This is a genomic window from Streptomyces hamibioticus, assembly GCF_047946815.1.
GTDB lineage: Bacteria > Actinomycetota > Actinomycetes > Streptomycetales > Streptomycetaceae > Streptomyces.
In genome coordinates, this window is record NZ_JBKKQY010000001.1 from 6,269,696 (window position 1) to 6,282,989 (window position 13,294).

The 13,294-nt window shown below is 71.2% G+C and carries 10 protein-coding genes; 7 read left to right on the plus strand and 3 right to left on the minus strand.

Annotated elements, in window-relative coordinates; all coding sequences use genetic code 11:
* The first annotated feature begins 120 nt into the window (after positions 1–120).
* On the plus strand, positions 121–2,670 hold the full coding sequence (gene relA, locus ACLGIH_RS28500) for a GTP pyrophosphokinase (RefSeq protein ID WP_416528143.1): 2,550 nt from the start codon (positions 121–123) through the stop codon (positions 2,668–2,670).
* Between the two features lie 83 nt (positions 2,671–2,753).
* Entirely contained in the window at positions 2,754–3,023 is a 270-nt protein-coding gene (locus tag ACLGIH_RS28505) for a hypothetical protein (protein ID WP_416528144.1), read from the plus strand.
* A 421-nt stretch (positions 3,024–3,444) separates the two neighbouring features.
* Here the strand turns inward: ACLGIH_RS28505 and ACLGIH_RS28510 are convergent, their stop codons facing one another.
* Positions 3,445–4,674 (minus strand): DUF349 domain-containing protein, encoded by a 1,230-nt coding sequence (locus ACLGIH_RS28510; RefSeq protein WP_416528145.1) that lies wholly within the window; start codon positions 4,672–4,674, stop codon positions 3,445–3,447.
* A 136-nt stretch (positions 4,675–4,810) separates the two neighbouring features.
* On the minus strand, positions 4,811–5,638 hold the full coding sequence (locus ACLGIH_RS28515) for a peptidylprolyl isomerase (protein WP_416528146.1): 828 nt from the start codon (positions 5,636–5,638) through the stop codon (positions 4,811–4,813).
* A 191-nt stretch (positions 5,639–5,829) separates the two neighbouring features.
* Here ACLGIH_RS28515 and ACLGIH_RS28520 point away from each other — a divergent pair, with 191 nt between their 5' ends.
* From ACLGIH_RS28520 to rpsD, 5 genes are all read left to right on the plus strand, one after another.
* Complete coding sequence (locus tag ACLGIH_RS28520; RefSeq protein WP_416528147.1) at positions 5,830–6,546, plus strand: MBL fold metallo-hydrolase; 717 nt, start codon at positions 5,830–5,832, stop codon at positions 6,544–6,546.
* Between the two features lie 14 nt (positions 6,547–6,560).
* A complete protein-coding gene (gene hisS / locus ACLGIH_RS28525) occupies positions 6,561–7,823 on the plus strand; it encodes a histidine--tRNA ligase (RefSeq protein WP_416528148.1) in 1,263 nt (420 codons plus the stop codon).
* 165 nt (positions 7,824–7,988) lie between these two features.
* Entirely contained in the window at positions 7,989–8,645 is a 657-nt protein-coding gene (locus ACLGIH_RS28530; RefSeq protein WP_416528149.1) for a vitamin K epoxide reductase family protein, read from the plus strand.
* A gap of 44 nt (positions 8,646–8,689) precedes the next feature.
* A complete protein-coding gene (locus tag ACLGIH_RS28535) occupies positions 8,690–10,045 on the plus strand; it encodes a replication-associated recombination protein A (protein ID WP_416528150.1) in 1,356 nt (451 codons plus the stop codon).
* A gap of 330 nt (positions 10,046–10,375) precedes the next feature.
* Positions 10,376–10,990 carry a 30S ribosomal protein S4 gene (gene rpsD / locus ACLGIH_RS28540; protein ID WP_416528151.1) on the plus strand — a complete coding sequence of 205 codons (615 nt, stop codon included), beginning with the start codon at positions 10,376–10,378 and terminating at the stop codon, positions 10,988–10,990.
* Between the two features lie 31 nt (positions 10,991–11,021).
* Here rpsD and ACLGIH_RS28545 read toward each other — a convergent pair whose 3' ends face one another.
* Positions 11,022–13,190: an ATP-binding protein gene (locus ACLGIH_RS28545; protein ID WP_416528152.1), complete on the minus strand. Its 2,169-nt coding sequence runs from the start codon at positions 13,188–13,190 to the stop codon at positions 11,022–11,024.
* Between the last annotated feature and the right edge of the window lie 104 nt (positions 13,191–13,294).

The window sequence follows — 13,294 nt, forward strand, 5'->3', positions numbered from 1 at the left end:
GCGCGTTTCTCCGGTAGACGTCCCTCACATCTGCCTGAAGGCGATCCCGGGGCGCAGGATCGCTACCATGGGGTGTCCGGAGCCTGACCGGGGGACCCGGATCGCGCACGAGGAGTCCTCTTGCCAGACGAGGCCCAGCACCTGACCGCCGCCAAGCCCGAGTCCGCCTCGGCGGCCGCGGCGAAGTCCGCACCGCGGGCGACGCAGGCGACGAACGACCCCCGCGGGCCGGTCGAGCACGCCCAGTCGGCGCCCGTCGACAAGCCGGCCGAGCACTCGCGCCCCAAGCCCGCCCCTCCCGAGCGCCCGCAGAACGCGCCCGTCGTCCGCGCACCCGCCGGCCCGCCCACCCGCTCCGGTTCCTCCAACCGCGTCCGCGCCCGTCTCGCCCGCCTCGGCGTCCAGCGCGCCAACCCCTACAACCCGGTGCTGGAGCCGTTGCTGCGCATAGTGCGCAGCAACGACCCCAAGATCGAGACCGCGACCCTCCGCCAGATCGAGAAGGCCTACCAGGTCGCCGAGCGCTGGCACCGCGGCCAGAAGCGCAAGAGCGGCGACCCGTACATCACGCACCCGCTCGCCGTCACCACCATCCTCGCCGAGCTGGGCATGGACCCGGCCACGCTGATGGCTGGCCTGCTGCACGACACGGTGGAGGACACCGAGTACGGCCTGGAGGACCTGCGCCGCGACTTCGGCGACGTGGTCGCCCTGCTCGTCGACGGCGTCACCAAGCTGGACAAGGTCAAGTTCGGCGAGGCCGCCCAGGCGGAGACCGTGCGCAAGATGGTCGTCGCCATGGCCAAGGACCCGCGCGTCCTGGTCATCAAGCTCGCCGACCGCCTGCACAACATGCGCACCATGCGCTACCTCAAGCGCGAGAAGCAGGAGAAGAAGGCGCGCGAGACCCTGGAGATCTACGCGCCCCTCGCCCACCGCCTGGGCATGAACACCATCAAGTGGGAGCTGGAGGACCTCGCCTTCGCGATCCTCTACCCCAAGATGTACGACGAGATCGTCCGCCTGGTCGCCGAGCGCGCTCCCAAGCGCGACGAGTACCTCGCCATCGTCACCGACGAGGTCCAGCAGGACCTGCGGGCGGCCCGCATCAAGGCGACCGTCACCGGCCGCCCCAAGCACTACTACAGCGTCTACCAGAAGATGATCGTCCGCGGCCGGGACTTCGCGGAGATCTACGACCTGGTGGGCATCCGCGTCCTGGTGGACACCGTCCGCGACTGCTACGCGGCGCTCGGCACGGTACACGCGCGATGGAACCCGGTTCCCGGCCGGTTCAAGGACTACATCGCGATGCCCAAGTTCAACATGTACCAGTCGCTGCACACGACGGTCATCGGCCCCAACGGCAAGCCGGTCGAGCTGCAGATCCGCACGTTCGACATGCACCGCCGCGCCGAGTACGGCATCGCCGCGCACTGGAAGTACAAGCAGGAGGCCGTCGCCGGTGCCTCCAAGGTCCGCACCGATGTGCCGAAGGCGCCGGCCGGCAAGGCCGGCAAGGACTCGGCCGCCATCAACGACATGGCGTGGCTGCGCCAGCTGCTGGACTGGCAGAAGGAGACCGAGGATCCCGGCGAGTTCCTGGAGTCGCTGCGCTTCGACCTGTCCCGCAACGAGGTCTTCGTCTTCACGCCGAAGGGTGACGTCATAGCGCTCCCGGCGGGCGCCACCCCGGTCGACTTCGCCTACGCCGTCCACACGGAGGTCGGCCACCGCACGATAGGAGCCCGGGTCAACGGCCGCCTGGTGCCCCTGGAGTCCACTCTGGACAACGGCGACCTGGTGGAGGTCTTCACCTCCAAGGCCGCCGGAGCGGGCCCGTCCCGTGACTGGCTCGGCTTCGTGAAGTCGCCGCGCGCCCGCAACAAGATCCGGGCGTGGTTCTCCAAGGAGCGCCGTGACGAGGCGATCGAACAGGGCAAGGACGCCATCGTCCGCGCGATGCGCAAGCAGAACCTGCCGATCCAGCGCATCCTGACCGGCGACTCCCTGGTCACGCTCGCGCACGAGATGCGCTACTCGGACATCTCCGCGCTGTACGCGGCGATCGGTGAGGGGCACGTCTCGGCGCAGAACATCGTGCAGAAGCTGGTCCAGGCGCTCGGCGGCGAGGAGGCCGCCACCGAGGAGATCGACGAGTCGGTCCCGCCGTCGCGCGGCCGGAGCCGCAAGCGCCGCACCAGCGCCGACCCGGGCGTCGTGGTCAAGGGCGTCGAGGACGTGTGGGTCAAGCTGGCCCGCTGCTGTACACCGGTCCCCGGCGACCCCATCATCGGCTTCGTCACCCGCGGCAGCGGCGTCTCCGTCCACCGCAGCGACTGCGTGAACGTCGACTCGCTCTCCCGCGAGCCGGAGCGCATCCTCGAGGTCGAGTGGGCACCCACCCAGTCCTCGGTCTTCCTGGTCGCCATCCAGGTCGAGGCCCTGGACCGCTCCCGGCTGCTGTCGGACGTCACCCGCGTCCTGTCCGACCAGCACGTGAACATCCTGTCGGCGGCCGTCCAGACCTCCCGCGACCGCGTCGCCACCTCCCGCTTCACGTTCGAGATGGGCGACCCGAAGCACCTCGGCCACGTCCTGAAGGCCGTACGCGGCGTGGAGGGCGTGTACGACGTGTACCGCGTGACGTCGGCGCGGAGGCCGTCGTAGCGCGGCCGCAGGACGGGAGACGGGGGAGTCGACGGAGGAGCGCGTCGAACAGGCGGGCTCAGCCGGCGTACCCGCCGAGCGCCGTGGCCTACCGGCACCTGCGTACCGCACTGCGCACCGCCCGCGCCCGACGCGAGATCGTCGTGCTCGACTGCTGCTTCAGCGGCCGCGCGGCCCGGTCCCTGGCCGGCGACGACCAACTGGCCGCCCGGGCCGCGGTGGACGGCGCCTACGTCCTGGCCGCCTCGCCACGGGACCGCATCGCGCCGGCACCGGACGGCGAGCGCTGCACGGCGTTCACCGGCGAACTGCCGGGCATCCTGCGGGACGGGGTGGAGGACGGCCCGACCTGATCGACCTCGACACCGTCCACCGGGTCCTGGAGGAACGCCTGAGCGCCAGGAACCGGCCCCTGCCGCAGCGCTCCCAGGAGAGCGCCTGGCGCTTCAGGAGCAGCGCACCGGCGACCGGCAGGGCGACCTGGTCGACGTACAGCTGGAGCTGTCCGAACTGCTCGCGGAGACCGGGCAGGTGCGGGAGGCGATCGAGGTGCTGAAACCCGCCTTCCAGCGGGTGCACAAGGTGTACGGGCCGGAGGCCGTGCTGGTCTGCCGCCGGCTGGCCGACCTGCTCCAGGAGTCCGGGAACCACCTGCAGGCCTGCGAGGTGCTCCAGCACGCCCTGGACATCAGCGAGCACGCCGGAACCGCGGTGAACGACGAAGTGCCCCGGCGGTGCCCCACCGCCGGGCCGCTTCGCTGCACGTCGAGAAGGTCAGCCGCCGAACTCGTGGAGGCCCTTGAGCGCCTGGTCCAGCAGCGCCTGCCGGCCCTCCAGCTCCCGCTCCAGCTTCTCGGCCCGCGCCGTGTTGCCCTGGGCGCGCGCCTGCTCGATCTGGCCCTTCAGCTTGTCCACGGCCGCCTGGAGCTGGCCGGTCAGCCCCTCCGCACGCGCGCGTGCCTCCGGGTTGGTCCGGCGCCACTCGGCCTCCTCGGCCTCCTGGATCGCCCGCTCCACCGCGTGCATCCGGCCCTCGACCTTCGGCCGGGCGTCGCGCGGCACATGGCCGATCGCCTCCCAGCGCTCGTTGATCGAGCGGAACCCGGCGCGGGCCGCCTTCAGGTCGGTGATCGGCAGGAGCTTCTCGGCCTCCCCGGCCAGCTCCTCCTTGAGCTTGAGGTTCTCGGCCTGCTCGGCGTCGCGCTCGGCGAACACCGCGCTACGGGCACCGAAGAAGACGTCCTGGGCACCGCGGAAGCGGTTCCACAGCTCGTCCTCGTGCTCGCGCTGGGCGCGGCCCGCGGCCTTCCACTCGGCCATCAGCTCGCGGTAGCGCGCGGCCGTCGCGCCCCAGTCCGTCGAACCCGACAGCGCCTCGGCCTCGGCGACCAGCCGCTCCTTGATCCGGCGCGCCTCCTCGCGCTGCGCGTCCAGCTGCGCGAAGTGCTGCTTGCGCCGCTTGGAGAACGCCGACCGGGCGTGCGAGAAGCGGTGCCACAGCTCGTCGTCGGACTTGCGGTCCAGCCGCGGCAGGCCCTTCCAGGTGTCCACCAGCGACCGCAGCCGCTCGCCGGCCACCCGCCACTGGTCGGACTGGGCCAGTTCCTCGGCCTCGGCGACCAGCGCCTCCTTGGCCCGGCGGGCCTCGTCGGACTGCTTGGCCCGCTGCGCCTTGCGCTCCTCGCGGCGCTTCTCCACCAGCTCGACGAGCTTGTCCAGCCGCACCCGCAGCGCGTCCAGGTCCCCGACCGCGTGGTGCGCGTCGACCTGCTCGCGCAGGTGCTCCACGGCGGCCAGGGCGTCCTTCGCCGACAGGTCGGTGGTCTTCACCCGCTTCTCGAGGAGGCCGATCTCGACAACCAGGCCCTCGTACTTGCGCTCGAAATAGGCCAGCGCTTCATCGGGGGAGCCGGCCTGCCAGGAACCGACGACCTTCTCGCCGTCGGCCGTACGCACGTACACGGTCCCCGTCTCGTCGACGCGGCCCCACGGGTCGCTGCTCACAGCGCCTCCTCCACATGATGCCTGCGGAGGGTTCGAAGCACCCCCGGGCATCGTCCACAGTTTCGTCACCGCCAACATAGGCGACCGGCGGGCGGCCTGTCCGCATCCCGCGCGACCGAAGTTCCGCAGTTGGGGGTCAGGATTTCGCGACCGTCGCCTTGTTGATCACGACCGTCGCGTTGGGTGCGGTGTTCCCGCTCGTCGGGTCCGGAGCCTGGGCCCCGGCAGCCGCGATTTTCTTCAGCACCTTCATGCCCGCGTCCGAGACCGTGCCGAACGGTGTGTAGCTCGGCGGCAGCGGGCTGTCCTGGTAGACGAGGAAGAACTGGCTGCCGCCGCTGTTCTTCTGCCCGGTGTTCGCCATCGCGACGGTGCCCGCCGGATAGGTGTTGTCCTTGAGGCTCTTGTCCTTCAGATTCTCGTCCGGAATCGTGTAGCCCGGCCCGCCGGTGCCCTGGCCCGTGGGGTCGCCGCACTGGAGCACGTAGATGCCCTCGGTGGTCAGGCGGTGGCACTTGGTGTGGTCGAAGTAGCCCTTGCCGGCGAGGAAGGCGAACGAGTTCACCGTGTGCGGCGCGGCGTCCGCCTTGAGGGCGATGTCGATCTCACCGCACGTGGTGTCCAGCTTCATCGTGTACTTCGCCGACTTGTCGATGGTCATCGCCGGTTCCTTCTTCCAGGTCTCCGACTTGACCTTGCCCTCGGCCGGCTTGTCGCAGGGGTCCGGGGCCTTGCTGGTCTCCGAGGGGCTCGGCGAGACCTCGGCGCTCGCGTTCTCCTTGCCGTCGTCCTTGAAGGGCTCGGTCGCGTACAGCGCCACGCTGCCGATCACCACCACGCCGAGCACCGAGGCGATCACCGCGTTGCGCATGCGCGTCTTGCGCCGCGCGGCGGTGCGCCGCTGCTGCTGGCGCAAGAACTTCTCCCGGGCGAGCTGACGCCGCCGCTGCTCCTGGCTGACCACCGGGTTCTCTCCTCATGCGTCTTCGTGCTCTTCGTGTGCCGACCGGTACGCCTGCGTGCCCATGGGCCGACCGCTTGCGTGTAGCCCCGTACCGTATATGGGTTCGCTGAGGATCTGGCACCGCCGGTAGGCTCTGACCACGGGCGCAGCGCGCTCAAGAGCCCACCGAACCGACACAACAAAGGACGAACGTGCTCATTGCCGGGTTCCCCGCCGGGGCCTGGGGGACGAACTGCTACCTCGTCGCCCCCGCCGCCGGTGAGGAGTGCGTGATCATCGACCCGGGCCACCAGGCGGCCCCCGGAGTCGAGGAAGCGATCAAGAAGCATCGGCTCAAGCCCGTCGCCGTCGTCCTCACCCACGGCCACATCGACCACGTCGCCTCGGTCGTCCCGGTGTGCGGTGCCCACGACGTGCCGGCCTGGATCCACCCCGAGGACCGGTACATGATGAGCGACCCCGAGAAGGCGCTCGGCCGGTCCATCGGCATGCCGCTGATGGGCGAGCTGACCGTGGGGGAGCCGGACGACGTCCGGGAGATGACCGACGGCGCGAAGCTCCGGCTGGCCGGTCTGGAGCTGACGGTCGCGCACGCGCCGGGCCATACCAAGGGGTCGGTGACCTTCGGCCTGCCCGAGGCGGGGGACATCCCGCCGGTCTTCTTCTCGGGCGACCTGCTGTTCGCCGGCTCCGTCGGACGCACCGACCTGCCCGGCGGTGACATGGCCGAGATGCTCGACTCGCTGGCCCGCGTGTGCCTGCCGCTCGACGACTCGACCGTGGTGCTGTCCGGCCACGGCCCCCAGACGACCATCGGCCAGGAGCGCGCCACCAACCCGTATCTGCGGCAGGTGGCCGCGGGCCGCCGGGAGCAGGAAGCCCCTGGCGCTCCCCGACGAGGAATGTGACGAGAGACGTTTCCGTGAGCACCTTCACCGCCCCCAAGGGCACCTACGACCTGTTGCCGCCGGACTCCGCCAAGTACCTGGCCGTCCGCGAGGCGATCGCCGCCCCGCTGCGCAACTCCGGCTACGGCTACATCGAGACGCCCGGCTTCGAGAACGTCGAGCTGTTCGCACGCGGCGTCGGTGAGTCCACCGACATCGTGACCAAGGAGATGTACGCCTTCGAGACCAAGGGCGGCGACCGCCTCGCCCTGCGCCCCGAAGGCACCGCCTCCGTGCTGCGCGCCGCCCTGGAGGCGAACCTGCACAAGGCGGGCAACCTCCCGGTCAAGCTCTGGTACTCCGGCTCGTACTACCGCTACGAGCGCCCCCAGAAGGGCCGTTACCGCCACTTCTCGCAGGTCGGCGCCGAGGCCATCGGCGCGGAGGACCCGGCACTGGACGCGGAACTGATCATCCTGGCCGACCAGGCGTACTGCTCCCTGGGACTGAGCGACTTCCGCATCCTGCTCAACAGCCTCGGCGACAAGGAGTGCCGGCCCGTCTACCGGGCCGCGCTCCAGGACTTCCTGCGCGGTCTGGACCTGGACGAGGACACCCTGCGCCGGGCGGAGATCAATCCGCTGCGCGTGCTGGACGACAAGCGCCAGGACGTCCAGAGGCAGCTCACCGACGCCCCGCTGCTGCGGGACTACCTGTGCGACGCCTGCAAGGCGTACCACGAGGAGGTCCGCGAGCTGGTCACGGCGGCCGGAGTCTCCTTCGAGGACGACCCGAAGCTGGTGCGCGGCCTGGACTACTACACGCGCACGACCTTCGAGTTCGTCCACGACGGCCTCGGCTCCCAGTCCGCGGTGGGCGGCGGCGGCCGCTACGACGGCCTGTCCGAGATGATCGGCGGTCCCGCGCTGCCGTCCGTCGGCTGGGCCCTCGGCGTCGACCGTACGGTGCTCGCCCTGGAGGCGGAGGGCGTCGAACTGGACATCCCCGCCACGACCGCCGTCTTCGCCGTCCCGCTCGGCGAGGAGGCCCGCCGGATCCTGTTCGGCAAGGTCACCGAGCTGCGCAAGAACGGCATCGCCACCGACTTCTCCTACGGCGGCAAGGGCCTCAAGGGCGCGATGAAGAACGCCAACCGCAGCGGCGCCCGCTACGCGATCGTCGCCGGCGAGCGGGACCTCGCCGACGGCGTCGTCCAGCTCAAGGACATGGAGTCCGGCGAGCAGACGGCGGTCGGCGTCAACGAGATCGTGGCGGAACTGGAGTCGCGGCTCGGCTGAGCACGGAGGACGGGGTACCGGCGGTCCGGTGCCCCCGTCAACCTCCGTCCACGGGCGTCCCCCCTGTGTTCAGGCCTTTATGTTCCGCGAACGGTGCACACACGCCCGGGTACGGCACAATGTCTGTGCCCGAAGCACTCCCGCTCCAGTGACGGAATCGGCGTGATGAGCAAGACGACAGTGAAGGACGTCTCCGCAGTGTCCGAGCCCCCGCACGCCGCTGCCGCGCCCAGCAGGGTCGGCGGCAGCCGGGCCCTCGCCCTGCTGCTGGTGATCACGGGCGCGGCGGGAGTGCTCGCCGCGTGGGTCATCACGCTCGACAAGTTCAAGATCCTCGAGGCCAAGGCGGAGGGGAAGACCTACAACCCCAGCTGCGGCATCAACCCGGTCGTCTCCTGCGGCAGCGTCATGGAGAGTGCCCAGGCCTCCGTGTTCGGCTTCCCCAACCCGATGCTCGGGCTGGTCACCTACGGCATGGTCGTCTGCGTCGGCATGAGCCTGCTCGCCGGGGCCCGCTTCCCGCGCTGGTACTGGCTCACCTTCAACGCCGGTTGCCTGTTCGGCGTCGGGTTCGTGACCTGGCTGCAGTTCCAGTCCCTGTACCGGATCAACGCGCTGTGCCTGTGGTGCTCGCTGGCCTGGGTGGCCACGATCTTCATGTTCTGGTACGTGACCTCGCTCAACATCCGCACCGGCCACCTCCCCGCGCCCGGCTGGCTGAAGCGCTTCCTCGCCGAGTTCACCTGGGTGCTGCCGGTGACGCACGTCGGCATCATCGCCATGCTGATCCTCACCCGCTGGGGCAGCGCGCTCTGGGCCTGACCCGGCCCCGGGGCATTGTCGGTGCGGTGATTTAGGGTTTTGACGTGGAGCCCGATCTGTTCACCGCCGCCGCAGAAGAACGCCAGGAGAAGGAGCCCGCCGGCAGCCCTCTGGCCGTCCGGATGCGCCCGCGCACCCTCGACGAGGTCGTGGGCCAGCAGCACCTGCTGAAGCCAGGCTCACCGCTGCGCCGGCTGGTCGGCGAGGGCGCCTCCGGTCCCGCCGGCCCCTCCTCGGTGATCCTCTGGGGCCCGCCCGGCACCGGCAAGACGACCCTGGCGTACGTCGTCTCCAAGGCCACCAACAAGCGCTTCGTGGAGCTGTCGGCGATCACCGCGGGCGTCAAGGAGGTCCGCGCGGTCATCGACGGCGCCCGGCGCGCCGTCGGCGGGTACGGCAAGGAGACGGTCCTCTTCCTCGACGAGATCCACCGTTTCAGCAAGGCCCAGCAGGACTCCCTGCTCCCGGCCGTCGAGAACCGCTGGGTGACCCTGATCGCGGCCACCACGGAGAACCCGTACTTCTCGGTGATCTCCCCCCTCCTGTCCCGCTCCCTCCTGCTCACCCTCGAACCCCTCACGGACGACGACGTCCGCGGCCTGCTCCGGCGCGCCCTCGCCGACGAGCGCGGCCTGGGCGGCGCGGTCGCCCTCCCCGCCGAGACCGAGGACCACCTGCTGCGGATCGCCGGCGGCGACGCCCGCCGCGCGCTGACCGCCCTGGAGGCCGCCGCCGGGGCCGCTCTGGACAAGGGCGAGACGGAGATCGGCCTCACCACACTGGAGGAGACGGTCGACCGGGCCGCGGTGAAGTACGACCGCGACGGCGACCAGCACTACGACGTCGCCAGCGCTCTGATCAAGTCCATCCGCGGCTCCGACGTCGACGCCGCGCTGCACTACCTGGCCCGCATGGTCGAGGCCGGCGAGGACCCGCGCTTCATCGCCCGCCGGCTGATGATCTCCGCCAGCGAGGACATCGGCCTCGCCGATCCGAACGCCCTGCCGATCGCGGTCGCCGCCGCCCAGGCCGTCGCCATGATCGGCTTCCCCGAGGCCGCCCTCACCCTCAGCCACGCCACCATCGCCCTGGCCCTGGCCCCCAAGTCCAACGCCGCGACCACGGCGATCGGTGCCGCCCTGGACGACGTGCGCAAGGGCCTGGCCGGACCGGTCCCGCCCCACCTGCGCGACAGCCACTACAAGGGCGCGGGCAAGCTCGGCCACGGCCAGGGGTACGTCTACCCGCACGATCTGTCCGAGGGCATCGCCGCCCAGCAGTACGCCCCGGACGCCCTGAAGGACCGCGAGTACTACGCCCCGACCCGGCACGGAGCCGAGGCACGGTACGCGGACGCCGTGGAGTGGACCAGGAAACACCTCGGTCGAAAGCGGCCCTGAGCACCCTGTAGACTGGACGGAAGTGCTGAGTCCCGTGTCCGGCCCTCACCGAGGAAACCGGCGCCACCAGAGCGGGACATCCAGCCGGAACCCTCGCGGGTTCCAGGAGCGTCGCGCACCGGCGATCGGTGTCGCGGGCAGCCCACCACCACCCGGAGTCCCGGGAGCGGTCGGTGGGCCACTCGCGTGCTGCACGTATGTGCCCAGACCAGGGGAGCGGCTGCCCGGCAGGTCCCGTTGCGGACCCGCAGGGTTTCCCCGGCTGCGGATGCGACCTCCCCTAACCCTGGTGAAGCCGTATTCGCACTAAGAACACGAGGTGTTTGGTTCATGGCGAACCAGTCCCGCCCCAAGGTCAAGAAGTCGCGTGCCCTCGGTATCGCGCTGACCCCGAAGGCCGTCAAGTACTTCGAGGCCCGCCCCTACCCGCCGGGTGAGCACGGCCGCGGCCGCAAGCAGAACTCGGACTACAAGGTCCGTCTGCTGGAGAAGCAGCGCCTGCGCGCTCAGTACGACATCTCCGAGCGTCAGCTGGTCCGCGCCTACGACCGCGCGTCCAAGGTCCAGGGCAAGACCGGTGAGGCCCTGATCGTGGAGCTGGAGAAGCGCCTCGACGCGCTGGTCCTGCGCTCGGGCATCGCCCGCACGATCTACCAGGCCCGTCAGATGGTCGTCCACGGCCACATCCAGGTCAACGGCAAGAAGGTCGACAAGCCGTCCTTCGTCGTCCGTCCCGACGACGTGGTGCAGGTCCGCGAGCGCTCCAAGGAGAAGACGCTCTTCACGATCGCCCGTGAGGGCGGCTTCGCCCCCGACGGCGAGACCCCGCGCTACCTCCAGGTGAACCTCAAGGCCCTGGCGTTCCGCCTGGACCGCGAGCCGAACCGCAAGGAGATCCCGGTGATCTGCGACGAGCAGCTCGTCGTCGAGTACTACGCCCGCTGACCTCGGCCGGACGCAGTACCGAAGCGGTACCTCAGCCCGCCGTCTCCCCGCCCTTCCGGGCGCGGGAGGCGGCGGGCTTCGCCATGCGCGCCTCCGCCGTCGGGGGCCGGGCCGGCCCGTACGGCGCCGGTACCGCGGCCGGTGCGCCGCAGCGGCGCACCGCCCGGGACACCGCCTCCTCCCGGCCGAGCAGCGCCCCCCGCCGCACGCAGTCCTCGTACCGGGCGTCGCCCAACTGCTCCCGGGCGGTCGCCTCGCACAGCTCGTGCGGCGCGTTGTAGTGCGCCGAACCGAACAGCGGCAGACCCACCGACGGCCACATCCGCCCCGCCGCCCCCTGGAGCACCGCCGCCTCCGCCGGATCGCCCTCCGTCACCGTGACCAGCGCCAGCAGCTCCACCGTCAGCACCGAGGCCAGCAGATCGCGGAAGCCGTGCGCGCTGGTCAGGCACTCGGCCAGCAGCTCCCGCGCCCGCAGCGACCGGCCCTCGCTCCACGCCGCGTACGCCAGCACGTACAGCGCGTACGACCGGGCCCACCGCTCCCCGTGGTCCTCGCACACCCGGCGGACGTCCTCGCACAACCGCACCGCGCCGGGCAGGTCGCCCCGGAACGCCCGGGTCATCGCCAGTTCCACCTGGGCCATCAGCACATTGCTGTTGAGCTCGCCGATCTCCTGATAGCGCTCCAGCGCCGAGCGCAGCAGCGTTTCCGCGCCCTCCATGTCGTCGGTGACCAGCGCAAGACACCCCGTGCGGTGCTCGGCGTAGGCCACCGCCGTGGCGTTGTGGGCCCGCTCCGCCTCCTGGCGGCACTCCCGGAGCGCCGCCAGCGCCGGCACCGTGTCGCCCTGCAGGACCGCCACGTACCCCAGCACCCACAGGGCCTTCAGCCGCGACTGCTCCTTCGCCGTCCGCTCGGCCTCCAGCCCCACCGCCAGCTCCAGCCAGTGGCGTCCCTCCGACAGCCGTCCGCAGCCGACCCAGTAGAACCACAGGGAGCCCGCCAGGTACTGGCCCAGGTGTGTGGCCTCCGGATCGGCCAGGGAGTGCTCCAGGGCGGCGCGCAGGTTGGGCAGCTCGGCCTCGACGCGCGCGGCGACCTCCCCCTGACGCGGCGAGAACCAGTCCAGCTCGCACCAGGTGGCCAGGCCTACGTACCAGTCGCGGTGCCGCCGCCGCAGCCGGGCCGCGTCACCCGTCGCCTCCAGCCAGCCGGCGCCGTACTCGCGCACCGTGTCGAGCATCCGGTAGCGCACCCCGGCCGGGGACTCCTCGCGCGTCACCACCGACTGGGCCAGCAGGGCGGACAGCACGTCGAGCACGTCCTCGGCGGGCAGCCCGTCACCGCTGCACACGTACTCGGCGGCCTCCAGGTCGAAGGGGCCGGCGAACACCGACAGCCGCGCCCACAGCAACCGCTCCGCGGGCGTGCACAACTCGTGGCTCCAGCCGATCGCCGTGCGCAGTGCCCGGTGCCGGGGCAGCGCCGTCGGATCGCCGCCGGCCAGCAGCCGGAACCGGTCGTCCAGCCGCTCCAGCACCTGCCCCGGCGACAGCACACCCAGCCGCCCCGCGGCCAGCTCGATCGCCAGCGGAATGCCGTCCAGCCGCCGGCACAGCCGCCGTACCTCGCCGTCGTCGAGGCCCGCCACCCGCTGTTGCGCCGCCCGTACCCTGAGCAGGTGCACCGCCTCTTCCTCGCTCAGCGGCGCCAGCGGGAAGAGCCGTTCACCACCCACGCCCAGCGGTCTGCGCCCCACCGCCAGCACCGTCAGGCCCGGGGCGCGGCCCAGCAGGTCGGCCACCAGCGCGGCGCAGGCGTCCACCAGGTGCTCGACCCCGTCGAGGACCAGCAGGACTTCCCGCTCGGCGAGGTGAGCGTGCAGGGTCTCGCGCGGCAGCCGTGTCGTGTGGTCGGTCAGCTCCAGCGCCTCCACGACCGCGTAGTCCACGAATTCCGCGTCGCGCAGCGGCGCCAGCTCCACCCGCCACACGCCGTCCCGGGGTGCCGACCGGGCGGCCGCCCGCGCCGCCAGCCGCGACTTCCCGACCCCGCCGACCCCGGTCACCGTCACCAGGCGCGCGGCCCCCAGCGCGTCGGTCAGAGCGGCGAGTTCCGCCGTCCGGCCCACGAACGCGTCGAGTTCCAGGGGCAGGTTTCCCTGCGGGGACGTGCCGTCGCGGCCATGATCTCGCATGGAACACGGAGCGTACTGAAGCGTATTCACTCCGTACAATCGCTTCGCACAACTCCGCTCCCCGCGGACGGATATCCGGTACGGAGCCCGACGCCCGGCGCGAT

Bases quoted from the DNA above. Each gene is read 5' to 3' on its own strand.
- rpsD (WP_416528151.1), top strand. From the start codon at position 10,376: ATGGCGAACCAGTCCCGCCCCAAGGTCAAGAAGTCGCGTGCCCTCGGT.
- ACLGIH_RS28545 (WP_416528152.1), bottom strand. From the start codon at position 13,190: ATGCGAGATCATGGCCGCGACGGCACGTCCCCGCAGGGAAACCTGCCC.
- ACLGIH_RS28530 (WP_416528149.1), top strand. From the start codon at position 7,989: ATGAGCAAGACGACAGTGAAGGACGTCTCCGCAGTGTCCGAGCCCCCG.